26 protein-coding genes and 2 pseudogenes are annotated in these 22,534 nt (G+C 65.9%); 18 read left to right on the top strand and 10 right to left on the bottom strand.

The window, feature by feature from the left end:
* The first annotated feature begins 30 nt into the window (after positions 1–30).
* From ACRHIG_RS20145 to ACRHIG_RS20135, 3 genes and pseudogenes are all read left to right on the top strand, one after another.
* Complete coding sequence (locus tag ACRHIG_RS20145; RefSeq protein WP_489627651.1) at positions 31–660, top strand: Rossmann-fold NAD(P)-binding domain-containing protein; 630 nt, start codon at positions 31–33, stop codon at positions 658–660.
* Between the two features lie 164 nt (positions 661–824).
* A pseudogene (locus tag ACRHIG_RS20140) lies at positions 825–1,130 on the top strand (GNAT family N-acetyltransferase); the annotation flags it as partial.
* A 3-nt stretch (positions 1,131–1,133) separates the two neighbouring features.
* Positions 1,134–1,739 carry a flavin reductase family protein gene (locus tag ACRHIG_RS20135; protein ID WP_475417614.1) on the top strand — a complete coding sequence of 202 codons (606 nt, stop codon included), beginning with the start codon at positions 1,134–1,136 and terminating at the stop codon, positions 1,737–1,739.
* On the opposite strand, the gene ACRHIG_RS20130 is transcribed toward ACRHIG_RS20135, so the two are convergent.
* From ACRHIG_RS20130 to ACRHIG_RS20120, 3 genes are all read right to left on the bottom strand, one after another.
* Entirely contained in the window at positions 1,740–2,663 is a 924-nt protein-coding gene (locus ACRHIG_RS20130; protein WP_489630842.1) for a DUF2145 domain-containing protein, read from the bottom strand.
* The gene (locus ACRHIG_RS20125) at positions 2,663–3,094 is read right to left on the bottom strand and encodes a hypothetical protein (protein WP_489630841.1); all 432 of its coding nucleotides are present in this window, start codon (positions 3,092–3,094) and stop codon (positions 2,663–2,665) included. Before ACRHIG_RS20125 ends, ACRHIG_RS20130 begins: the two co-directional genes overlap by 1 nt.
* A gap of 92 nt (positions 3,095–3,186) precedes the next feature.
* Entirely contained in the window at positions 3,187–4,020 is an 834-nt protein-coding gene (locus tag ACRHIG_RS20120; RefSeq protein WP_489627650.1) for an HDOD domain-containing protein, read from the bottom strand.
* A gap of 259 nt (positions 4,021–4,279) precedes the next feature.
* Here ACRHIG_RS20120 and ACRHIG_RS20115 point away from each other — a divergent pair, with 259 nt between their 5' ends.
* Positions 4,280–4,744: a (R)-mandelonitrile lyase gene (locus tag ACRHIG_RS20115; RefSeq protein WP_489627649.1), complete on the top strand. Its 465-nt coding sequence runs from the start codon at positions 4,280–4,282 to the stop codon at positions 4,742–4,744.
* Between the two features lie 35 nt (positions 4,745–4,779).
* Here the strand turns inward: ACRHIG_RS20115 and ACRHIG_RS20110 are convergent, their stop codons facing one another.
* Both ACRHIG_RS20110 and ACRHIG_RS20105 read right to left on the bottom strand, forming a co-directional pair.
* Positions 4,780–5,886: an acyl-CoA dehydrogenase family protein gene (locus ACRHIG_RS20110; RefSeq protein ID WP_489627648.1), complete on the bottom strand. Its 1,107-nt coding sequence runs from the start codon at positions 5,884–5,886 to the stop codon at positions 4,780–4,782.
* Between the two features lie 74 nt (positions 5,887–5,960).
* The gene (locus tag ACRHIG_RS20105; protein WP_489627647.1) at positions 5,961–6,752 is read right to left on the bottom strand and encodes an AraC family transcriptional regulator; all 792 of its coding nucleotides are present in this window, start codon (positions 6,750–6,752) and stop codon (positions 5,961–5,963) included.
* Between the two features lie 83 nt (positions 6,753–6,835).
* Here ACRHIG_RS20105 and ACRHIG_RS20100 point away from each other — a divergent pair, with 83 nt between their 5' ends.
* The 3 genes from ACRHIG_RS20100 to panB are packed head-to-tail and all read left to right on the top strand — an operon-like array spanning position 6,836 to position 8,290.
* Positions 6,836–6,961: a hypothetical protein gene (locus ACRHIG_RS20100; protein WP_489627646.1), complete on the top strand. Its 126-nt coding sequence runs from the start codon at positions 6,836–6,838 to the stop codon at positions 6,959–6,961.
* A 36-nt stretch (positions 6,962–6,997) separates the two neighbouring features.
* Positions 6,998–7,444 (top strand): PaaI family thioesterase, encoded by a 447-nt coding sequence (locus ACRHIG_RS20095; protein ID WP_489627645.1) that lies wholly within the window; start codon positions 6,998–7,000, stop codon positions 7,442–7,444.
* A gap of 9 nt (positions 7,445–7,453) precedes the next feature.
* Positions 7,454–8,290 carry a 3-methyl-2-oxobutanoate hydroxymethyltransferase gene (gene panB / locus ACRHIG_RS20090; protein WP_489627644.1) on the top strand — a complete coding sequence of 279 codons (837 nt, stop codon included), beginning with the start codon at positions 7,454–7,456 and terminating at the stop codon, positions 8,288–8,290.
* On the opposite strand, the gene gstA is transcribed toward panB, so the two are convergent.
* Both gstA and ACRHIG_RS20080 read right to left on the bottom strand, forming a co-directional pair.
* On the bottom strand, positions 8,287–8,901 hold the full coding sequence (gstA, locus tag ACRHIG_RS20085) for a glutathione transferase GstA (RefSeq protein ID WP_489627643.1): 615 nt from the start codon (positions 8,899–8,901) through the stop codon (positions 8,287–8,289). The genes panB and gstA overlap by 4 nt on opposite strands.
* A gap of 109 nt (positions 8,902–9,010) precedes the next feature.
* Positions 9,011–9,913 (bottom strand): LysR family transcriptional regulator, encoded by a 903-nt coding sequence (locus ACRHIG_RS20080; protein WP_489627642.1) that lies wholly within the window; start codon positions 9,911–9,913, stop codon positions 9,011–9,013.
* Positions 9,914–10,002: 89 nt separating this feature from the next.
* On the opposite strand from ACRHIG_RS20080, the gene ACRHIG_RS20075 reads away from it, so the two are divergent.
* Positions 10,003–11,391 carry an MFS transporter gene (locus ACRHIG_RS20075; RefSeq protein ID WP_489627641.1) on the top strand — a complete coding sequence of 463 codons (1,389 nt, stop codon included), beginning with the start codon at positions 10,003–10,005 and terminating at the stop codon, positions 11,389–11,391.
* A 277-nt stretch (positions 11,392–11,668) separates the two neighbouring features.
* Complete coding sequence (locus tag ACRHIG_RS20070) at positions 11,669–12,793, top strand: fimbrial protein (protein WP_489627640.1); 1,125 nt, start codon at positions 11,669–11,671, stop codon at positions 12,791–12,793.
* A gap of 103 nt (positions 12,794–12,896) precedes the next feature.
* Here ACRHIG_RS20070 and ACRHIG_RS20065 read toward each other — a convergent pair whose 3' ends face one another.
* Positions 12,897–13,454 carry a LysR substrate-binding domain-containing protein gene (locus ACRHIG_RS20065; RefSeq protein ID WP_489627639.1) on the bottom strand — a complete coding sequence of 186 codons (558 nt, stop codon included), beginning with the start codon at positions 13,452–13,454 and terminating at the stop codon, positions 12,897–12,899.
* Positions 13,385–13,678 (bottom strand): helix-turn-helix domain-containing protein, encoded by a 294-nt coding sequence (locus ACRHIG_RS20060; protein ID WP_489630840.1) that lies wholly within the window; start codon positions 13,676–13,678, stop codon positions 13,385–13,387. Before ACRHIG_RS20060 ends, ACRHIG_RS20065 begins: the two co-directional genes overlap by 70 nt.
* On the opposite strand from ACRHIG_RS20060, the gene ACRHIG_RS20055 reads away from it, so the two are divergent.
* The 5 genes from ACRHIG_RS20055 to ACRHIG_RS20035 all read left to right on the top strand — a co-directional run bounded on the left by ACRHIG_RS20055 (position 13,625) and on the right by ACRHIG_RS20035 (position 17,252).
* Positions 13,625–13,789, top strand: a complete 165-nt coding sequence (locus ACRHIG_RS20055) for a hypothetical protein (RefSeq protein ID WP_489630912.1) — start codon at positions 13,625–13,627, stop codon at positions 13,787–13,789. The genes ACRHIG_RS20060 and ACRHIG_RS20055 overlap by 54 nt on opposite strands.
* Before the next feature lie 109 nt (positions 13,790–13,898).
* Entirely contained in the window at positions 13,899–15,410 is a 1,512-nt protein-coding gene (locus tag ACRHIG_RS20050) for an MFS transporter (protein ID WP_489627638.1), read from the top strand.
* 47 nt (positions 15,411–15,457) lie between these two features.
* Positions 15,458–16,258, top strand: coding sequence for a TOTE conflict system archaeo-eukaryotic primase domain-containing protein (locus ACRHIG_RS20045; protein ID WP_489627637.1), 801 nt, complete (start codon positions 15,458–15,460; stop codon positions 16,256–16,258).
* 105 nt (positions 16,259–16,363) lie between these two features.
* Entirely contained in the window at positions 16,364–16,780 is a 417-nt protein-coding gene (locus ACRHIG_RS20040) for a hypothetical protein (RefSeq protein WP_489627636.1), read from the top strand.
* Between the two features lie 52 nt (positions 16,781–16,832).
* On the top strand, positions 16,833–17,252 hold the full coding sequence (locus ACRHIG_RS20035; protein ID WP_489627635.1) for a hypothetical protein: 420 nt from the start codon (positions 16,833–16,835) through the stop codon (positions 17,250–17,252).
* 19 nt (positions 17,253–17,271) lie between these two features.
* Here ACRHIG_RS20035 and ACRHIG_RS20030 read toward each other — a convergent pair.
* Positions 17,272–18,338: pseudogene (locus ACRHIG_RS20030) on the bottom strand (NAD(P)H-dependent flavin oxidoreductase).
* A gap of 87 nt (positions 18,339–18,425) precedes the next feature.
* On the opposite strand from ACRHIG_RS20030, the gene ACRHIG_RS20025 reads away from it, so the two are divergent.
* The 4 genes from ACRHIG_RS20025 (at position 18,426) to ACRHIG_RS20010 (ending at position 22,344) form a co-directional block, all read left to right on the top strand.
* Positions 18,426–19,301, top strand: coding sequence for a LysR family transcriptional regulator (locus ACRHIG_RS20025; protein WP_489627634.1), 876 nt, complete (start codon positions 18,426–18,428; stop codon positions 19,299–19,301).
* Positions 19,298–20,425, top strand: a complete 1,128-nt coding sequence (locus tag ACRHIG_RS20020; protein ID WP_489627633.1) for a YbfB/YjiJ family MFS transporter — start codon at positions 19,298–19,300, stop codon at positions 20,423–20,425. Before ACRHIG_RS20025 ends, ACRHIG_RS20020 begins: the two co-directional genes overlap by 4 nt.
* Positions 20,426–20,728: 303 nt before the next feature.
* A complete protein-coding gene (locus ACRHIG_RS20015; RefSeq protein ID WP_489627632.1) occupies positions 20,729–20,953 on the top strand; it encodes a hypothetical protein in 225 nt (74 codons plus the stop codon).
* A 98-nt stretch (positions 20,954–21,051) separates the two neighbouring features.
* Entirely contained in the window at positions 21,052–22,344 is a 1,293-nt protein-coding gene (locus ACRHIG_RS20010) for an EAL domain-containing protein (RefSeq protein ID WP_489627631.1), read from the top strand.
* Positions 22,345–22,534: the final 190 nt, after the last annotated feature.

Genomic DNA, 22,534 nt, shown 5'->3' with positions numbered 1-22,534 from the left:
GTGGCTGACAGCAACTTGAACGGGAAAGCCATGAAACTACTGCTCGTCGGCGCCACCGGCCTCGTAGGCCGTGAAGTGCTGCGCCTGGCGCTGAGTGACGCGCGCGTCAGCCAGGTCGTCGCGCCCGTGCGCCAGCCCTTGCCGGCGCATCCCCAGCTCGAGGCGCCCGTCGTCGATTTCGACCGCTTGCCGCCCGATGCGCCGTGGTGGCAGGCAGACGCCGTCATCTGCACCCTGGGCACGACCATGAAGCTGGCGGGCACGCGGCAGGCGTTCCGGCGCGTGGACCACGACTATCCGCTGGCCGTGGCGCGCCTGGCGCTGGCGGCCGGCACGCCTGCGTATGCGCTCAATTCCGCCGCCGGCGCCAACGCCGCCTCGCGCATCTTCTATAACCGCGTCAAGGGCGAGCTGGAACGCGACTTGGAGCAGCTGGGTTTTAGATCGCTCACCTGCGTGCGGCCCGGGTTGATCGGCGGCGAGCGCGAGCAGGCGCGCGCGGGCGAGGGCGCCGCCTTGCGCCTGCTGCGCGTGCTGGGGCCCATGCTGCCGGCGCGCTGGCGCATCAATCCCGCGCCGCGCATCGCGCAAGCGCTGCTGGAAGCGGCGCTGGCCGCCGCGCCGGGCGTGCATGTCGTCAGCTCGGAGCAACTGGCCTGAACGCGCACCCCGTATAATCGGCGTTCATCTTCTTTTGAGTACGGAAAATGCAAACAGTACGTCCTTACCGGGCCGGCGACCGCGACGCCTGCCTGGCCCTGTTCGACGGCAACACGCCGCGCTTTTTCGACCCGTCCTAGCGCGCGGACTTTGCCGCCTGGCTCGATACCTCGACGCATCCGTATCTGGTGATTCTGCGCGACGGCCGCATCGTCGCCTGCGGCGGCCATGCCATCGAGGCGGGCGGCACTGTTGCCAGCCTGTGCTGGGGCATGGTGGCGCAGGATCTGCACGGCCAGGGACTGGGTCGCGCGCTGACGCAGGCGCGCCTGGACGCGATACGCGCCATGCCTGGCGTGGCCAAGGTGAGCATGAATACCAGCCAGCATACGCAGCAGTTTTATGCGCGCTTCGGCTTTGAGCCCGTGAAGGTGACGCCGGATGGCTTCGGGCCCGGCATCGACCAGTGGGACATGCTCCTGTCCCTGAAAAGCAGGGGGCCTGAACATCGCCATATCGCCCCCGTGCCGCTGGAAAAAGCCTACCGCCTGCTCAACCATGGCCCGTCCATCCTCGTCTCGGCCCGCCATGCTGGCGTGGACAACGTGATGGCCGCCGCCTGGGCCTGCGCCCTCGATTTCGCGCCGCCGAAACTCACCGTGGTGCTGGACAAGGCCACGCGCACGCGCGCGCTGGTCGAGGGCAGCGGCAGCTTCGTCATCCAGGTGCCGACGGCGGCGCAGCTGCGGCTGACGCATGCGGTGGGCACGCACAGTCTCGATGCGCAGCCCGACAAGCTGGCGCGCGCCGGCGTGCAGCTGTTTCATATGGATGGTTGCGATTTGCCGTTCGTGGCCGGATGCTCCGCCTGGCTGGCCTGCCGCCTGCTGCCCGAGCCGCACAACCAGGCTGCGTATGACCTGTTCATCGGCGAAGTGGTAGGGGCCTGGGCCGACACGCGCGTGTTCCGCGACGGGCACTGGCATTTCGAGGAGGCCGATGCATCGTGGCGCAGCCTGCACTACATCGCCGGCGGGCGTTTTTATGCGATCGGCGAGGCGCTCGACGCGCAGATGTAATCAGTCGAGCGCGATGACCCGGTCGTCCGGGCCGGGCACGCAGCCGTCGGCGACCGGTTCCCAGCCCCGGTGCACCACCACCTGCCTGCCGTCGTGGCAGATTTCCACGCGCTCGCTGGCGGGCAGGCGCTGGCGCGCGAACGCTTCCAGGCTGGCCGGCAGGCTGACTGCCAGCCGCATGGTGCCGATGGCTTCGGGCGGATGGTCGTCCATGTGCACCAGGGGCACGAAGATCGAGCCCAGCATCAGCCAGCGGGCGCCCACGTCCACAGGAGCGGGGTTGTAAGGCGCGGCGCGCAGCCAGTCCTGGGCGCGCGCGCGCAAGTCGCCGCCCGCGGCCAGTTCGCCCCAGGCGGCGGCCAGCATTTCCACCACCCACTGATTGCAGTTCTGGTATTTCAAATTGAAGGCGTAGGCGTTGGCGCTGTAGCGGCCCGCCAGCAGCTCCTGCACGCGCACGGGGTCGAGCAGGGTGCGGCGCAGGGGCGGCACGGTTTCCGCCGGCAGTTTCACGAGCGAGATGTAGCCGAGCGCAGGATTGGCCGTGCCCATGGCGAAACCGGCCGTGCCCTGGTCGAAGATGCGCGGGCGGCCTTCGTCGCAGGCGTAGTACAGCTGGCGCGCGGACCAGCCGCTGTCATTGTCGTGGCGCCAGGCCAGCGCCGCGTGCGAATAGCGGATGCCGAAGCGGGCCAGGTCCAGGCCGGAGCGGCTGATCAGGGCTACGCTGCCTTCGCTGGCGGCCAGTTCCTCGCGCACGACGGCGGCAAAGCGCAGCAGGCGATCCTGTTCCGTTGCCGTGAGTTCTTGTGCGCGGTCGCAAAAGCGCGACGAGGCGAGCGAGGTGCCTGCCTGCGCGGCGCCAGCGCTGAAGATGATGCAGACGCCCAGCAGCAGTGCCGGGCGGTGCAGGCGAAAACGGATCAAAGGCTGACGGGACGCGTGGCCATTTCGCCGTACCAGTCGTCGGCCAGCACGAGGAAGAAGGCGGCGCGCGTGTCGTTGCGCGAGAATTCGATGCCGTAGGCGCGGTTTTGCGCATGCACCACGTCGCCCTGCGCCAGTTGCTGCTTGTCGAGCGCCGCCTGCGGCAAGTCCAACACCAGCGGCGTCGCCGTGGCGTCGGCCTGCATGGTCAAACGCGTCATGCCGTCGCGGCCCGGCATGGCGGCCACGTCGATGATGCGGTAGGGGCCATTGGCCACCTTGTTGTCGCGCGAGGAGCTGTTGCTCGAACCGTTGAGCGAATCGGAAATGCTGCCGCTCGACTGGGAGCCGGCGCTGGAGGCCGAGGAAACGAAGCTGTCGGCGTTGGCGTTGCACGCCATGGTCAGAGCTGCGGCCAGGCCGAGCATGCGTAAGGAGGTAGTCAAGGCAGTTTTCCAGTGGACATCAATGAAAGCGGACCGGGTCCATCCCGGCCTGCGCCATCATAGCAGATCGGCCATCAGCTGAGGAGCACCTCGATCAGGCCCTTCGCTTCGGCCGACGGCTGCGTGCGCAGCGCCTGCAGCACGGGATCGTGCTCCAGGTAGGCTTGCAGCGGCGCGCTGACGGTGATGCCGGCCTGCGGCAGCGGCGAAGGCACGGGCGCCAGCGCCTTGGCCAGCAGCAGGGTGTCGCGCAAGCCTTCGGGCGGCAGCATGATGGTCGAGCCGGGCAAGGCGTTGACGGCGTCGGCCACCTGCTGCGGCACGCCCAGCTGGCGCATCAGTCCCCGGCCGATCACTTCCAGCGTGGACGCCATCTGCGTTTCCAGCTGGGCGTACAGGCCCGGGGTCTTGTCGGCCTGGGCCAGCAAATAGAAGCCTGCCACTTCATGCACGATGCCGGCGAACAGCGCCGTGTCGGCATCCGTGTGCGTGACGGCGCCCGCCAGCGCATGCGCCAGCACCGCCACGTGCACGGTGTGCGCCCACAGCTGGATGGCATGGGCGCGCAAGGCTTCGTCGCGGATGCCCGCGTTCAGCTGGCGGATGACGGCCGCCGTCGCCAGCGCATACAGGTTGCGGTGGCCCAGCCGTTCGACGGCGGCGCGCACGCTGGTGATGGCGGGCGCCTGACCGGGCGCGAACAGGGCCGAATTGGCCAGCGCCACGGCGCGCGCCGACAAGGTGGGTTCGCACAGCAGCAGTCGGCTGATGTCGGCTGAGTGGCAATCCGGGTTGGCCAGTTCCTTTTGCAAGAGCAGGGCCGTATTGATGCTGGTGGGAAAGGCCAGGGTTTCCGTTTCGGCGCTGGCCAAAAGTTGCGCCAGGCTGCTGAGCGTGTTGACGTGCATGGATGGGGGCAGGGAAGTAGCGATGTCTCCATATTATCAGGCAATGCGGCTGGCATGGCGTCCGCCTGCCTTTCCTGCGAAACAAGTTGCGCATCGGCCGCGCATCGGTCCATTCATCAGCCCAGCTTATAGGCGCTAGTGGCTTTGCGCCGCTAATCAGCGCGGGCCAGCGCTGTTAAGCTGGACTTGCCAGGACAGGCGCAGCCGGCTGCCCGGCTGCCCGTGGGGTAAATCATACAGGTAAGAAAGGAAACCAGACATGCATCGATACGCCGCGGCACTCTTGCCGCTTTGCCTGCCCGCCGGGGCCATTTCTGCGCCAGCCGCCGTCACCGTCACGCGCGCCGCCGTCATGCCCACCATCACGGGCGACGCCCGCTACTTCACGGGCACGGTCGAGGTCGACGCCATGTTCCAGCGGCCGTCTCCGGCTCGCGTGGGCGGCGGCATCGTCACCTTCGCGCCCGGCGCCCGCACGGCCTGGCATACGCATCCCTTGGGCCAGACCTTGATCGTCACGCAAGGCCACGGCTGGGTACAGCACTGGCAGGGCCCGCTGCAGGCGCTGGCCGCGGGCGACGTGGCGTGGATACCGCCCGGCGTCAAGCACTGGCATGGTGCGACGGCCACGTCTGCCATGCAGCATGTCGCCATTGCCGAGGCGCAAGACGGATCGGCGGTCAGCTGGCTGGAGCAGGTGACGGACGACAGTTATCCGCGCTAAGACGCTGGCTGGCGTTGCCGCGCGGCGCGTTTACGCTACGGCAGCAGCAACGCATGCTGGCTGGCCGTATGGAAATCGCGCCAGACGCGGTTGATGGCGCTGTCTTCGCGCGCCGCGTACAGGCCGCAATACGGATACAGACCGTCGACGGCCGCGCGGCACACGGCCACCAAAGCCAGCGAACCGGCCTGCACGGCCTGCATGGCGTCCGCGCCCAGCGTCGCGCCGGCGGCCACCTGCGCCCAGCTGTCGTCCAGCACGGCGTAGAAGCGGGCGCGGGCGGCGATCAATGCGTCTTTCTTTCCTTGCAGCATGGATATTACCTCCGGCACCTCCAGCAGCGGCAGGCCGGCGCGCGCATGGCGGCGGTGGCGCATGCATTCTTCGGCCAGCCGCATGAAATGCGCGGCCATGCCGGCCACGTTGGCGGCCAGGGTGACATACGCCAGTGAATAGAACGGGTAGCGGTACAGGGGGCCGTCGGCCGTCGCGGCTTCCGGACTGATGGTAAAACCGTGTTCCTTGCCGACCCATGCGCCGTCGATGCGGTAGCTGTGCGAGGCGCTGGCGCGCATGCCGATGCTGTTCCACGAGGGTACCAGCTGCACCAGGGCGGCGGGCACGAGGAAGGCGCGGATGCGCGGCTTGCCTTGTTCGTCGAGCAGGGGCTGGCCAGCGCGCTGCAGCCGGGCGTTCAGGGTGAAGTGGGTCGCCATCGGCGCGCCGCTGGCGTAGTCCCAGCTGCCCGTGATGCGGTAGCCGTCGCCTTCCTCCTCCGCATAACCGGTGGCCGCGCCGCTGCCGCCCAGGCAGGCGCGCGGCGTGCCGATGATGGCGCGCGCCATGCCTGGCGCCAGAAAGCCGGCGAACCAGCCGGCGCCCGCGCACAGGGTCAGCACCCAGCCCATGCTGCCGTCGACGGCGGCCACGGCTTCTTCCAGGCGCACCACCTGCGGCAAGGGCAGCTCGGCGCCGCCCGCGCTGCGCGGCGCCAGCATCGTCAGCCAGCCGCGCCGGTGCAGCAAGGCCTGCTGCACCGGATGCAGAAAGCGGGCGGCGTCGGCCGCCTGGGCGTGGCGCCCGATGCGCCGGGCGTCGCGCCCGGAAAGGGTGGCAAGGGTAGCGAGGGCAGCGTGCGGCATGAGTAAAATCCGGCAATGGCGAAGGCGGGCATTTTCGCACAGCGCGGGTCATTGCGGGCGCCTGGCGCGTTCGGCTAGGTACTGCGCCGCCGGTACTCGTCCGGCGTCTCGCCCGTCACCTTGCGGAACATGGTGATGAAGGCCGAGGAGCTGGCATATGCCAGGTCGAAGGCGATGCTTTCCACCGTCTGGCCCGTTTCCAGCATGGCCATGGCCTTGATCACGCGCAACCGCGCGCGCCATTGGGCAAAACTCATGCCGAGGTCGCGCTGGCAGCGGCGCATCAGCGTACGCTCCGTGGTGTTGACGGCCTGCGCCAGCGCGGCCAGCGGGCGGTCGTCGCCGGGGTTGCTGTCGAGCATGGCCAGCACATTGCCCAGCATGGGGTCATCCGAGCTGGGGAGATAGCTGCCCACGGGCGTGGCGCGCGCCAGCTGGTCCAGCAATACGTACAAGAGGCGCTCTTCATGAATCGTCTGCGGCAAGCCGGGCGGATGGCTGCGCAAGTGCTCGTGCATGGCGCGCACGAAGGGCGTGACGGCCAGCGCGCACGGCGCGGCGGGCAGCTCCCGGCACAGTGCTTCGCTCACATACAGCGAACTGTGGAAGGCGGGATGGCGGTTCTGCCCCGTATGCGCCACGCGGGGCGGCAGCCAGATGCCGTACTGGGGCGGCACCAGGTAGTGTTTTCCGGCCACCAGCACTTCCACCACGCCGCTGAGCGCATACACGAACTCGCCCCAGGAGTGGCTGTGGCTGGGATAAATCCCTGCGGCCGGCATGGCGGCGCTGCGAAAGCAGATGGCGGCTGGCAGGGCGCCGCTGTAGGGCGCCAGCAGCAGATGTCTTGTGGTGGGCACGGGCATTGTGGTTGGCTGTATTGAAGGAGGGAGTGTCGGATTCTCACTATATCAAGAAAAGCCGCACCGTTGATAATGAGGACTCCGATATGCAACAAGGAATCCTGACGCCGCTGTCCGGCGTGCTGCTGGCCGGCATCGTGCTGGTCAGTGCCTGCGGCACCCTGACCGTGTTGTTCGCGGCGCGCAAGAAGCAGGGTAGAGTGGTGCCATAAGTTCTTTTTTCTGTTCACTTGAGAAAGTATTTCACCATGACACGACTTCCTGACCCGCAATTCGCCGACCGAGTCCGCGCCAGTTTCGATTTGCAGAACGCCATGACCCTGATCCGGGCCAGCCTGCCCGTGGTGGCGCATGGCAGCACGGAAATCCACGTGCCGCACTGGAGCGGTATCGAGCAGCAGCACGGCTTCGTGCATGGCGGGGTGGTGGGCATGATCGCGGACTCGGCCGCCGGCTACGCGGCCATGACCATGGTGCCGGAAGGCGCGTCCGTGCTGACGGTGGAATACAAGATGAATTTGCTGGCGCCCGCCGATGGCGAGAAACTGATTGCGCGCGGCAAGGTGGTGCGGCCCGGCCGCACCCTGATCGTTACGCAAGCCGAAGTGTTTGCCGTCAAGGATGGCCAGGAAACCCTGTGCGCGCTGATGCAGCAAACCATCATGGTGATGCACGGCAAGTCCGAGAAAACTTAACTTAACGAAATGAAAACTATGCCCGCCCCAGACCAGAGTGAACACTTGCCGCATAGTAAGCCGTTGACGGTGCCAGCCTTGCAAGCCATGCGCGATGCAGGGCAAAAAATTGCCGCACTGACTAGTTATGACGCCAGTTTTGCCACCCTGATGAATGCTTGCGGCGTGGAGCTGCTGCTGGTCGGCGATTCGCTGGGGAATGTGGTGCAGGGGCAGGGCACGACCTTGCCCGTCAGCGTGGCCGACATCGCCTATCACACGGCGAGCGTGGCGCGCGGCAACCGTACGGCCGTGTTGGCGGCCGACATGCCGTTCGGCAGCTATGCCACGCCGCAGGCGGCGTATGCCAACGCCGTCCAGTTGATGCAGGCGGGTGCACACATGGTCAAGCTGGAGGGCGGCGGCTGGCTGTGCGATACCGTGCGCTTTCTCACCGAGCGGGGCATCCCCGTGTTCGCCCACCTGGGCTTGACGCCGCAGTCCGTGCATCAGCTGGGCGGTTTCAAGGTGCAGGGCAAGACGGCGGAAAGCGCGGCAGTCTTGAAAGCCGACGCGCTGGCCCTGCAGGCGGCTGGCGCCGCGCTATTGCTGCTCGAAGCCATACCGGCCGCGCTGGGCCGGGAAGTGTCGGCGCTGCTGGCCATTCCCACCATCGGCATCGGCGCCGGTCCCGATTGTTCAGGCCAGATACTCGTCATGCACGATATGCTCAACGTGTTTCCAGGCAAGAAGGCGCGCTTCGTGCGCGACTTCATGACGGGGCAGGCCAGCATTGGCGGCGCCTTCACGGCCTATGTCAGCGCCGTCAAGGAGCGGTCTTTCCCTGCTCAGCAACACTGCTTTTAAGCCGCCTTGGCTAATCCTTCCGCTTCCCAAGCAGCCTTGACGCTGTCGCGCTGGGCCACTCTTGCGAGGAAGGCTTGCAGATGCGCCAGCGCGGACAAATCCACACCCACGTTCGGCGCCCAGCCCGTGACGACGAACAGATAGGCGTCGGCCACGGTGAAGGTGTCGCCCGTCAGATAGGGCCGGCCTTCCAGGCGGCTGTCCACCCACTTGAATTTTTTGCCAAGTTGCTCAATGAATAAGGTCTTGGTGGCGGCGTCGAAGCGGGGATCGAACAGGGGACTGAACGATTTGTGCAGTTCGGACGTGATGTAGTTCTGCCATTCCAGCACCTTGTAGCGGGCAAAGTTGCCCACGGGCGGCAATAAATCCTGCCTGCCGGCCCGCTCGGCCAGATACTGGGCGATGACGGGGCCTTCGCTCAAGGTCGTGCCATCGTCGAGCGCCAGCAGCGGGACCTGGCCTTTCGGGTTGAGGTCGTAGTAATTGCCGCCTTCCTGCGTGCGGTGCCGGCCCAGGTCGACCTTCACGAGGGTGAAGGCCGCCCCCGTTTCGCGCAGGATGATGTGCGGTGCCTGCGAGCAGGCGCCCGGCGAATAAAAGAGTTTCATGGCGATCCTTGAACAGGTGGGAAAGCAGCCACTATAGTCCTGCGCCGCCGCACGGTAAATGCGTGTTCGTTCACTTTGCCGTCCGCGTCCGCTCACGGCTTGCGCTGGCTCAAACGGTCGGAGATGGATAGCGCAAGGTGTCGAGCAGCAGGGTAAACGCGGGCGACGGGTGGCGCCGGCTCGGGTAATACAGCTTGTAGCCCGCATACGTGGGGCACCAGTCGTCGAGCACGCGGACCAGGCGGCCATCGGCCAGGCAGGGCAGGACGATATCTTCGGCCATGCAGGCCAGGCCCAGGCCATCGAGCGCCGAATGCAGCCGCATGGCCATGTTGTTGACAATCATCTGTCCTTCCACGCGTACTTTCAGCTCCTGCCCATCCTTGGCAAATTCCCAGGCAAACAGGCCGCCCAGGGTGGGCAGGCGCATGTTGATGCAGTTGTGCGCCATCAAGTCCTGCGGCGTGACGGGCGGCGCATGGCGGCTGAAATACGCGGGCGAGGCAACGATGGCCATGCGGAAATCCGGGCCGATCGGCATGGCGATCATGTCCCTGGCCACTTGCTCGCCCAGGCGCACGCCCGCGTCGCAGCGCGCGGCGACGATGTCGGTCATGCCATTGTCGACGACGACTTCGATATTGATGTCGGGATATTCGGGCAGCAAGCGGGCGATGGCCGGTTGCAGGATGGTCAGCGCCGCATGTTCTCCCGCGCTGATGCGGATGTTGCCGGCAGGCTTGTCGCGCCGTTCGCTGAGCAGGGCCAGCTCCGCCTCGATTTCGTCGAAGCGGGGCGCCACCGTGCGCAGCAGCTGTTCACCCGCATCCGTGGGCGAGACGCTGCGCGTGGTGCGCACCAGCAGGCGCAGACCGAGCCGTTCTTCCAGCGCGCGCACGGTCTGGCTCAGCGCCGACTGCGACACGCCCAGCTTGGCCGCCGCCCGGGTAAAGCTGCCGGCGCGGGCCACGGCCACGAAGGCGAGGATATCGTTGAAGTTGGTTTGTGCCATGTATGATTTTCCATTTATTAGTGAGGCTAATAAGTTCATGCGGACTTTAGCATCTATTCATCGTAATGGGGAAGGCATACAGTGGCGGTATGAAAAATCTCCCCGCTATCCCCGCCGCGCCGCACAAGGCGGCCATCCTCGCCATCATCCTCGTCAGCTATGTGATGATCGTGCTCGACACGTCCATCGTGTTGACGGGCTTGCCGAAAATCCATCAGGAACTGGGCTTTACGGACACGGGCCTGGCCTGGGTGCAAAGCGCCTACACCCTGACGTTTGGCGGCTTGCTGCTGCTGGCCGCGCGCGCCGGCGACGTTTTCGGCCGGCGCAGGATGCTGCAGCTGGGCCTGGCGCTGTTCACCGTGGCGTCGCTGGCCATCGGCCTGGCGCGGTCGCCGGCCATGCTGATCGCCGCGCGCGCCATCCAGGGCGTGGGCGCGGCCATCCTGGCGCCGTCCACCCTGGCCTTGCTGCAAACCACGTTTGCGGAAGGGCGCGAACGCACACGGGCCATCGCCCTGTACAGCGCCGTGGCCGGCATCGCCGCCAGCGTGGGCCTGGTGCTGGGCGGCGTGTTGGCCGAATGGCTGTCGTGGCGAGTCGGTTTCTTCCTCAACCTGCCCATTGGCGCGGCCATGCTGGCGGCTGCGCGCCGTTACATCTCGGAAAGCGACCGCAGCCGGGGCTCGTTCGACGTGGCCGGCGCCGCCAGCTCGACCATCGGCATGACGGCGCTCGTGTATGGCCTGATCCGCTCGGCCGGCGCCGGCTGGGGCGACTTCCTGACGCAAGGTACGCTGGCGGCGGGCATGTTGCTGCTGGCTGCTTTCATATTCATCGAGCGGCGCGCCGCGCAACCGATCCTGCCGCTGCGTCTTTTTGCCGATAGGCAACGCAATGCCGCGTACGGGGCCAGGGTGCTGTTCCTGGGCGCCATGATCGGTTTCTTCTTTTTCACCACGCAATTCCTGCAAGTGGTGCTCGGCTATCCGCCATCGTTGACGGGCCTGGCCTTCCTGCCCATGACCCTGGTCAACTTCGGCGTGGCCCTGTGCGTGCCGCGCTTGACGCGGCGCTTCGGCAATGCGCGCCTGCTGGCCATGGGCCTGGGCTTGACCCTGCTGGGCATGGCATGGCTGAGCCGCGTCGACCTTGGCACGGCCTATTGGCTGGGCGTGGCCTTGCCGATGGTGCTGATCGGCGCGGGGCAGGGCATGGCCCTCAGTCCGCTGACGGCGGCCGGCGTGGCCGGCGTGCCGGCGCGGGATGCGGGCGCGGCATCTGGCATCGTCAACGTGGCGCACCAGCTGGGCAGTTCGCTGGGGCTGGCTGTCCTTGTGGCGATCTCGGCTGTTGGCGCGCACCAGCTGGCAGGCGTGCCGCTGCTGGCGCACCGCGTGACGCTTGCCCTGGGCAGCGCGAGTGCCATGCTGGCGCTGGCCTTGCTGCTGGTGCTGTCATGCCGCGGGCGCGGCTGACCGTTCAAGCAGCAACCGTCCGGGCCCTTTGGCCGCCGCATTTTTCGGAGTGCTCCTATAGTGCTTGTGCCGCGGAGGTTTTACACTTCATCCCGCAATGACACAGGAGCGCGGCGACGGAAGGGCCTTCCAGGAACGGACGGGAAGCGAAAACCGGCCAGGTCGCCTGCGGGCGTGCTGCCATGGCTGCTAGAGTTCCGGGCGCCCTCATCAACTCCATGATGTACCTCATGCATTCTCAATAAGTTGCACCAATCAACATCGTAAAGGTACCGTTATGAATATTGGCTCTTTGGTCAAATCAGGCTTGGCCGCCGCGCTACTGTGGGCGGCGACCAGCCCGGCCTTCGCGGTCACCTGCACCTACATGAACGGAATCCAGCCGGCGGTGGGCGCCATGCCGCTGCAGGTCTCGGCGATCACTGTCGGGCGCGATGTGCCGGTGGGCACCGAAGTGTATCGGCAGACATTCAACATGGCCGGCGGCCAGGCGGTGAGAGCGGAGTGCCTGTATCCCCCGTATCAACAATTTACCGAGTTTACGGTTGAGGCAGGTTCCGGCCAGGCCAACTGGACCAGCGGGATGTATGCCGGTAAAGTCTACCAAACCAGCATTGCGGGACTGGGGGTTGCCTTCAACAGTACGGGCGGTCTGCTGCCCAGACAGACAGGCAAGGTATCGACCACTTGTGAAGCGGGCTATCGCTGCATTGTTCCTTTTGATGGGCCTGCCAATTTTGAATTGATATTGATCAAGCTGGGCGACGTGGCACCGGGCGTGCTGCGGGGCGACTCACTGCCGACCGTCAGCCTGTTCGGCAATTTCGGCGATGCGAGAGTGCTGGGCTTCAAGATGGGCGTCTCCGGCAGTCTGCAGATTGTCTCGCGCACCTGCCGCACGCCGGATGTGGCGGTGGCCATGGGCACGCACAGGCCCAAGGCATTGACCGGGGTCAACAGCGCCACTGGGTGGACGGATTTTTCCATTTCCTTGAACAATTGCCCGGCCTTCCATGGCACAGTGAACAAGACTCCTGCCAGCTGGGTCTCGCAAAGCGGCAACTCGCCGAGAGGCACGGGTAGCAGCGGAACCAGCGACAATAACAGCCTGCAGTACCGCATCGATCCAGCCGGCGCCGCGATCAGCCCGGCCAATGGCGTGCTGGGCCTCGATCCCAGCCCTGCGGGCCGTCCTCCCGCCGCCAGCGGCATAGGCGTGCAGGTGGCGACCACGGCCGGCACGCCGCTGCCGTTGGCTATCAAACGAAGCAGCGGGCTGACCCTGAGCGCCAGCGACCGCAGTTATACCATCCCCCTGCGCGCGCGCTACCTGCAGACCGGGGCCAATGTGACGCCGGGTCCGGCGAATGCGTCGGCGACGTTCACGATCAGCTATGAGTAATGTTGTTCGGGAAGCCCGGGGCTGGGCCGGCTGACGGCGTGCCGGCGCAGATGACGCTGGCGCCGCCCCGGCGTCGTCCGGTAGAACAGGACGGCGCACAGCGTCAAGCCAGCGCCGCGGCCGACCATTCGCGCAGCATCTGGCCGAACGCTTCGGCCGCCGCCGTCTTGCTGGCGGCACGCCAGAGCAACTGGAACTGAGCAGCGGGCAGGGCGGGCAAGCCAAACTGCTTATCGATGACCACCATGCCCGCTTCCAGGTCGCCTTGCGGCAGGGCCGTGATCGCCAAGCCCGCCAGCACGGCGGCGCGCAAGCCCTGCTGGCTGGGCGAGGTGAACGCCACGCGCCAGTCGAGGCCTGCGCTCTCGAGGGCATCGACGCCCACTTGCCGGTGCATGCACGGCGCCGGTGAAAACGCCAGCGGCAGGGGCAGCGCGCCGTCGTGGCGGAAATCGTGCGCCGCGGCCCAGACGAAGCGCGTGCGGCGCAGCACGGCCGCCTCGTCGCCGCTATCGGCCGGGGCCATGATGACGGCCAGGTCCAGCGCATCGGCCGCGACCAGTTTCTGCAAATCAAGATAAGTGCCCACCGTCACGTCCAGGCGCACGGCGGGAAACAGGTGCGCGAACTGCGCCAACAGGGCCGGCAGGCGCGCGCCCATGAAATTTTCCGGCACGCCGAAGCGCACGGCGCCGGCGATCGAGGAACGCTGGAAGCGGCGCGACAGGGCATCCTGGGCCGCCAGGATCTGCCGCGCGTGGCGCAAAAATCCTCGCCGTCTTCCGTCAGGCGCAGGCGGCGCGTCGTGCGTACCAGCAATGCGGTGCCCGCTTGCTCTTCCAGCCGGCGGATCTGGTGGCTGACGGCGGACTGGCTCAGGTGCAGCCGTTCGGCGGCGCGCGTAAAGCCGCCTGTGTCCTGTACCGCCACAAAGTCGCGCAGCAGGGCCGTATCGAAGTCGATGGGGCTCCCGTGATTCATGATGGAAATGAATGAATTGTACAAAATTTTATCATTTCCCTCATGAGTCGAGGCTTTCTAGAATGGTCGCTTGCCGTGCTCCGGCAGCACGCGCCCCTCCATGACTACCGATATCAAGGCTCTAATGCTACCGACTACTTCGCAACAAAATGCACTGACCCTGGCCGCCGTCTGCCTGGCCTCGCTCATGTTTGGCCTGGAAATTTCCAGCGTGCCCGTCATCCTGCCCACGCTGGAAACGGTGCTGCATGGTGATTTCAAGGACTTGCAATGGATCATGAACGCTTACACCCTGGCTTGCACCACGGTGCTGATGGCCACGGGCACCCTGGCCGACCGCTATGGCCGCAAGCGCTTGCTGCTGGCCAGCCTGGCGCTGTTCGGCCTCAGTTCCCTCGCATGCGGCTGGGCCGGCAGCACGGGCGTGCTGATCGCCGCGCGCGCGATGCAGGGCGCGGCCGGCGGCGCCATGCTGATTTGCCAGGTGGCCGTGCTGTCGCGGCAGTTCCCGGCCGGCGCGGCGCGGGGCCGGGCGTTTGGCGCCTGGGGCATCGTCTTTGGCCTGGGCCTGGGCTTCGGCCCCATCATCGGCGCGGCCATCGTCGCGCTATCTGGCTGGCAATGGGTATTCCTCGCGCACGGGCCGCTGGCCGTCGTCGCGCTGCTGCTGGCGGGCCTGGGCGTGACGGAATCGCGTGACCCGCAGCGGTGCAAGCTGGACGTGGCGGGCATCGCGACCCTGTCGCTGGGCGTGTTCAGCCTGGCCTGGTGCATCACGCAGGGGCCGGCGCTGGGTGTCACGGACCCGCGCACCGTGGGCAGCCTGGCCGTGGCGCTCGTCAGCCTGGTGCTGTTTGCCGCCATCGAACGGCGCCAGCCCGAACCGATGGTCGATTTTGCCGTCTTCCGCATCCGCCGCTTCTCGGGCGCCTTGCTCGGTTCGGCGGGCATGAACTGCAGTTTCTGGCCGTTCATGATCTATCTGCCCCTGTACGTGCAGCATGGCCTCGGCTACAGCAGCCTGGGCACGGGCCTGACCCTGCTGGCCTACACGGTGCCCACCTTGCTCATGCCGCCGCTGGCCGAGCGGCTGGCGCTGCGCTACCGCGCCGACCTGGTGATCCCTGCCGGCATGCTGGCCATCGGCGCAGGTTTCCTGCTGATGCTGTGGGGCAGTCATGCGGACGCCGCCAGCTGGCTGACGATCCTGCCCGGCTGCCTGCTGGCCGGCACGGGGCTGGGCCTGACGAATACGCCCGTCACCAACACGACGACGGGCGCCGTGCCGGGCGAACGGGCCGGCATGGCGTCCAGCATCGACATCAGTGCGCGCATGGTCAGCCTGTCCATCAATATCGCGCTGATGGGTTTTATCCTCGTCGGCGCCATCCAGTCCGCCTTGCGGCCCCATCTGCCTGGCGGACTGGACGCGGCCGCCTTGCGCGCCATGGCGGAGGATTTGTCGGCAGGCAAGGGCGCCGGCGCGCTGCCGGCCGGCGTGGCCCAGCTTGCGCTGGCACAAGGCTTTGGCGCCGTGATGCTGTACGGCGGCGTCGCCGCCTGCCTGTTCGCCGCGGCCAGCCGGCTGGTGTTTCGCGCCGGGCGGGAGGGTGCGTCAAGTGCGGGGAGGCTATAATCTGGGCACGTTGGCAAGTGTTGTCCAACGTCATTACGAGGCCGCCCATGCATAAACTGATTTCCGAACTCACCCGCCTGTACCTGTTCGAGGAACAGCAGCACTACGTCGATGCGCAGGGCGGCATGCAGCCTTTGATGCCGGCCGTGCTGGCGCGCCACCTGTCGGGCGAACAGACGGTGGCCGTGCGGCTGGTGAGCGGGCACGGTCTGGCGCGCGCGCTGGTGCTGGAATTTGGCGGCAAGGGCGGCGGCGAGGCGCACTGGAGCGCGCTGTGCACGATCGCCAATGCGCTGCAGCACGAGCTGGACTTGCCGGCGCCCGCCGTCAGCATCTCGGGCACCGCGTTTCAGTTATGGCTGTCACTGGCCACGCCCGTGCCCGCCGCCCAGGCGCGTCAGTTCGCGCAGCTGCTGCGGTCCACCTTCTTGCCCGCCTCGACGGATATCCTCGCCGCCGCGCCGCCCGCCTACGTGGAACAGGCGGCGCTGCCGCCATGCCTGCAGCCGTCCGGCAAGTGGGCCGCCTTCATCCACCCCAGCATGGGCGCCGCCTTCGTCGACGAGCCTGGCCTGGACATGCCGCCGCCGCCCGCCGCCCAGCTGGGTTTCCTGGAAAGCTTGCGCAGCATCAATCCGGCCCAGTTCGCGCAGGCGCTGGCGAAGCTGCAGGGGCATGCGGGGCTGGCGGAGCCTGCTGCGCCCGCAACCGTTCCCGTGGCCGCATCGCCTGTTGCATTTTCCGCCACCGCGCCAGGCTTGCTGCTGCAGGACGCCACCCTGGAAGACATCGTGCGCTGGCTGCATGCGCGCAACATCGAGCCGACGTTCCGGCACAGGTTGCCGTAGCGGGGCGCACTGCTGGCGTTCCTGCGTTGGCGACAGGCGTCATTGCAGGCTGCTTCCTTCACTCGCCGAACGCACGGCCATGAATATTGTAGTTTTCGAGAGATATTGAACGCAACGCATTGGCGGCTTGAGGAGTTGAAACATCATTCGGCGGAGATCGTCTGGCTTGATGCCGATGGTGCGCGCCGTGCATATGATTTGGTCGGCCTTTATGACTCGAAGACGCATCCCGGCTTGAACGGCAGCACCGTGGGTTCGCTCGAACGCTTCGACTTCGGAGCGGATGCGGCCAGTGCGACCCGATGGCTACGCGCGCGCGTGCCGGGTGCGCAGCAGCTTGTCGTGGTGTTTGGAGAAGACGCGTGCTTCTCATGCAGCAGCGTGTTCTGTATAGAAAATTGGTCGGATATTTTTGTCCCTTCGCGCGACGATGCGATGGTGTATTCGCACGACACGCCCCTTATAATATTTTATTGCCATGACAATGCATTTGAGCTGGGCCAGCGACTTGTCTTTGATTAGGCCAATTCCAGCCACTGAAATACTTAATTGATGAAGACGCTGCATATTGTTCTTGCCACCATTGTCTGGCTTGCTTGCGTTCTGTTTGATCTCTGCAGGCGAATTGCCGGCCTTTGAACTTTTTGTCTTTTACTCGGCAGCTGTTCTGCTTGTTTCTGGATTGGCAATACTCTTGTTCGGCATTCCCTGCTTTGATGCGCTACACAAGACGGAAAAACTCAATTTTTTCAGTTTAAGCGGCTGTGCTACCGTCCTCGCGATGCTTCCCTATCTGCTCATCGCGCGTCCCCGAACCGTGCACGGCGATACGACGAATACGCAATGGCACGAGCTTCTTCCTATGTTGTCTGACCATAGTCATGTGATGGCGTCAGCGTGGATGGAGTACGCTGCAGCCGCCCTATGGTTCGGAGCACATGGCTTTCTCTGTGGCCTGGTTTTCTATGTATTTTGGCGACGATACAAACTATGACACGCAGCTGGTGTGCGGCTTACGGTGTGGCTGTCATCTCCCGCGCCAGCATGGCCATCAGTTGCGCTGCCCCCATTTCCCGCGCCAGCGGCGCCCCTTGGCCAGCCCATTGCGCGGCGAAGTCGCTGTTGCCGTGCCGGCTGGCCGCCGCGTTCAATTGCTTGGCGGCATCGTAGGCGACGGGATAATCGGCCGGCGGCGGGCTGCCCGGCGCTTCGCCGTATTCGATCAGGCGGTTCACCATGCCGCGCGCCAGGCGGCCCGAGAGGACGCTGGTCAGGCGCGTGCTTGCGGCCCGTGCGCCTTGCAGGTTGGCGCGGTAGCCCGCGTTGGCCGACGATTCCGGGCACAGCACGAACGCCGTGCCCAGCTGGGCCGCCGCGGCGCCCAGGTCCAGCGCGGCGCGGATGCCTTGTCCATCCATGATGCCGCCGGCGGCGATCAGGGGAGAGCAGTGCGGCCCGCCAGCAGGCGCAGCAGCACGCTGGTGCTGTGGCGCTCGTCGGGCGCTTGCGGGTCGAACACGCCCCGGTGGCCGCCCGCTTCCACGCCTTGCGCCACGATGGCGTCGATACCGGCCTGTTCGATCAGCGCCGCCTCGCGCAGATTGGTAGCTGTCGCCATCGTGTAGACGCCGGCCTGGCGCAGGGCGGCGATCTGCTGTTGCGCCGGCAAGCCGAAATGGAAGCTGACGACGGCGGGACGCTGTTCCAGCAACAGGGCGAACGCTGCCTCGTTGCCGAGAAATGTTTGGTAGATCTCGTCGAGTTCCGTAGGCACGGCCGCGCCCAGCTCCGCGAACAGGGGCGCCAGATGGGCCAGCCAGGCCGCTTCGCGCCGCGCATCGCGCACCGCCGGCGCATGGCAGAACACATTCACGTTGAAGGGGCGGTCCGTCAGCGCGCGGGTTTCCTCGATCATCTGGCGCGCCTGCGCCACGCTGCCGGCGCCGATGGCCAGCGAACCGAGGCCGCCCGCACCTGAGACGGCGGCCGCCATGCGCGGCGTGGAGACGCCCGCCATCGGCGCCTGGATGATGGGGTGCTGCAAGCCGAGACGGTCGAGGAAGCGCTGGATTGAAGTCATGATGTTTCCTTCATCAAGTTGAGGATGCCGCATTCAATTCTTATTTTGAGAATATAATAGCATGATAATTCTTAAAGTGAGAACATGATGGACATGGAATCCCTGACGATTTTCTGTGCCGTGGCGAGTGAACTGAGCGTCACCCAGGCCGCAGCGCGGCTGGGCCGCGCGCCGTCCAGCGTCACCACGCGCATCCAGCAGCTGGAAGCCGATATCGGCGCGGAACTGTTCGTGCGCACCAATAAACGCATGGCCCTGACGGCGGCGGGCGAACGCTTTCTCGAGTATGCGCAGCGTTTGCTGGCGCTGGAAGAAGAGGCCAGGCACGTCGTCACGGGCGGGCGCGAGGGCGGCACCTTGCGCGTCGGCAGCATGGAAAGCACGGCGGCCAGCCGTTTGCCGGCGCTGCTGGCCGCGTATCACGCCCGCCATCCGGACACGCGCCTGGCGCTGAGCACGGGGCCGTCGCGTCCCCTGATCGAGCAGGTGCGCACGGGCTTGCTCGACTGCGCCTTTGTCGCCTTGCCGCCAGCGTTCGGCGGCGGCGTCGCCTTGGCCGAGCTGGGCCTGGCGTCGACGGCCGTGTGGCGCGAGGAATTGTGTCTGCTGTTGCCGGCCAGCGAAGCGCAGGCGCGCCGCGCCGTGGATGTGCGCACGCGCTCGCTGGCGGCGTTCCCGCAAGGCTGCACCTACCGTGGCATCGCCGAAGAAGTGCTGGGCGTGGCCGGCAGCACGCAGTGGCGGGTGCAGGAGCTGAGTTCGTATCACACCATGATCGCCTGCGTGGCGGCCGGCGCCTGCGTGACCGTGCTGCCGGCCAGCGTGCTGGCGCTGGCGGATGCGCCGGCCACGCTGAAAACACTGTCGGTTGGGCAAGCCGACACGGTGCTCGTGTGGAGAGTCGGATTTGACGTGCCCGCCTTTCAGCACTTGCTGGCGCAGCTCGGCGAGGCGGCGCCGTGAGCGGGGCGGCCAGGCTGCGCGCCGCCATCGCCGCGTCGGCCATCCTCGCCATCGGCATGGGCTTTGGTCGCTTCGCCTTCACGGCCATCTACCCGCACATGGTCGAGGAAGGCGTTCTGAGCTTGCGCGACGGCAGTCTGGCCGCCTCGGCCAACTATGCCGGCTATTTGCTGGGCGCCATCCTGGCCATGCGCGCGCGGGCGCCTGGCGCGCACCGGCTGTGCCTGTGGTCGGTGGCCGGCACGGCGCTGTGTCTGGGCGTGCTGGCCTTGCCGATGCCCGTCTGGCTCTTCGTGGCGGTGCGGGGCGCGGCGGGCGTCTTCAGTGCCCTGGCCATGGTGGCCGCCTCGCTGTGGCTGCTGGTGCAGCGCGGGCATGGCCGTGGCGCGCCGCTGCTGTACGCGGGCGTGGGCGCCGGCATCGCCGTGTCGGCCGAATTGCTGGTGCTGGCCTCGCACCTGGGCTGGCGCAGCGCCGGCATGTGGTTGCTGCTGGCCGGCGTCACCGTGCTGGCGGGGCTGGCGGCCGCGCCCGCGATTGCCGCCGGCGGCCAGTCGACCCCGGATGCGCCGCCAGCCGCCGCGCCGGCGCTGGCACCCGTGGCGCCGTGGCCGCTGGTGCTGATCTACGGATTGGCAGGGCTCGGCTACATCGTTACGGCCACGTATTTGCCCGTGCTGGTGGGCGCGGCCTTGCCCGGGCTCAATTCCGCCCACGTGTGGGCCGTGTTCGGCCTCGGTGCGGCGCCTTCGTGCTTCCTGTGGCACCGGCTGCACGGGCGCCTGGGCACGCGCCAGGCGCTGCGGCTCAATTTGCTGTTTCAGGCGCTGGGCGTGGCCTTGCCCGTGCTGGCGCCCTCGGCCGCCGGCTACCTGCTCAGCGCCATCCTCGTCGGCGGCACGTTCGTCGGCACGGTGACCATCGCCATGCCGGCCGCGCAGCGGGCCGCCGTCAAGGCGGGGACCAACATGACGGCCATCATGACGCTGGTGTATGGCGTGGGCCAGATCATCGGCCCGGTGCTGGCTGGCAGCCTGTATGCGCAGTCGCACAGTTTCAACAGTTCGCTGCTGGCGGCCGCCGGCGCGCTGCTGCTGGCCATTGCCGCGAGCTTGCGCCTGTAAATCTTTTTCAATCCGCTCGCTGACGCATCTCAGCAGCGTCCCCCGGCCTGATATTCTCGAATCATTTTAGGACTGTTCTGATTTCGCTCAAGAAACTCCGTTGCTAGACTTCAATAAGCCACCGGACCCGCCAGCCAATATGCGCGTGGCAAGCCCGGTCCCTGATCTCCCTTATTTGAAAGTAGCGGTAATGACAAAGCAAATACAACAGCATCCGCAGCAGCATTCGGCACGCATGACGGGCTTGCGCAATCACCTCCCCGGAGTGGAGCGCACAGCTTTCGCAGCGCCGACCTGCTCGACGTGCTCATCGATTTCCTGGGATTGAAGAATGATGCGGCCCTGGGGCGCGAGCTGCGGGTGTCGGCTCCCATCCTTTCCAAAATCCGGCATGGGGCATTGCCCGTCAGCGCCGCCATACTCATACGCATGCACGAGGTGAGCGGGCTGAGTATTCATGAACTGCGGGCATGCATGGGTGATCATCGCGCCAATTTCGGCATGCTCGACGAGGGCGAAAGAAAATAGGAAGCTTGCCGCCCGCCATTCTCCTGGCGCGCGGCGGCTCCTCTGGTAGCAGACCCAAGCCTTGTCTCTCCATATGAATTAACCCTAGGAAAAATGCCGTGAAAACCATCAGTTCCCTCATGCGTAGCGAATTTCATTCCCTGCGCGTGCTGACCTTGACGCCTGATTCGGAGAAGGAGGGCGCACGCTGGCTGGATTCGATGCTGAATGCCATCGATATTGCCAATGTGAAAAATGTCCGAGCCTTGAACATGGCGCCCGCGCTCCTGCGCGAAGGAGATATCGACGTGATCGTCGCCGATGTCGTACACGGTGGACTGATGCTTCCCAGTTTGCTGAAGACGCTCGATGCGGCCGCTCCGATGCCGCGTTTTCCACGTATTTTATGGGTAGGCCAGCCGTCGCCCGTCAATCTGCTGCCTGCGCCACGGCCGTCACCGGCAGTCCGCCGCGTTGGCGGCCTGCCGGTGACGGCCTTGCTGGCGCATGCACGCCTGGCGCACCGGGCCGGCATCAATGTCGGGATGGTGTATGGTGGCGGCAAGGCCGCATTCACCGAGGCCTTGCGCGATTTGCTGCTGGCGCCGTCGAACAACCGGCATGCATCCTGCTCTGCGCCCGCCGATGCTCCCACCGAAGCAGATGTGATCGAGGCGTTGATGACAGGAAAGAACCTGCGCGTGATGCTGCAGCCGCAATTTGATTTGCGCACGCGGCGCATCATCGGTGCAGAGGCGCTGCTGCGCTGGCGTCATCCCGGCGTGGGCGAAGTGCCGCCGTCCGTACTGATTCCGATGGTCAACCGCCTTGGCTTGCATCTGCTGCTGTTCAGCTTTATCGAAACGCGCATCATCGACGTATTGCTTGTGCTCAAGAGTCGCCAGGCGGCGCTGCCCATCGCCTTGAATGCCTCGGCCGAAACCGTGTGTACGCCCGGTCTGGCGCAGCGGCTGGCCGAGAAAATGCAGCGCGCGGGCCTGCCGCCGCACTTGCTGAAAATTGAACTGACCGGCGATCTGCCGGTCGCCGATGAATTGCTTCTGTCTGCATCGCTCAATACGCTGCGGGCGAAAGGCTTTCCCGTTTCGCTCGATGATTTTGGACAAGGTGCATCGACCCTGAATCTCTTGGCAAAAATGTCTTTCGATGAGGTCAAGATCGACGGGGCGTTTGTGCGCGACATGAAAACGAGCGCTTCCGCCCAGGCCGTGATTACCGCGACGGTGCACCTGGCGCGGCTGATGAATCTGAAAGTCGTGGCGGAAGGGATCGAAGAGGCGTCATGTATCGAGGCACTGGCCTGCCTTGGCTGTCCTACGGGGCAAGGCTATGCATTGGCGCGTCCCATGGAACTGCGCGACTTTTTCGACAGCGTCAGCAACAAGGAGTGACAGCGCCGTAAAGATAATATAAAGATAATTTTCTCGGGCACGTATCTGTAGCATGGCGAATCGGGGTATTTTTGTTGCACAAGGGCACTTATGTTGATAAATAGCATCTCGGATAGCGTCAATGGCGCAAATAGGAGTAATCTCATCAAAGGAAATCCTTCCCATGCAGTGCCTGCTCTTAGCCTCTGCC

It is taken from the genome of Janthinobacterium sp. C22 (genome assembly GCF_057919405.1).
The sequence above is the reverse complement of the archived record's forward strand: the minus strand, read 5'-3'. Positions and strand labels throughout refer to the sequence as shown.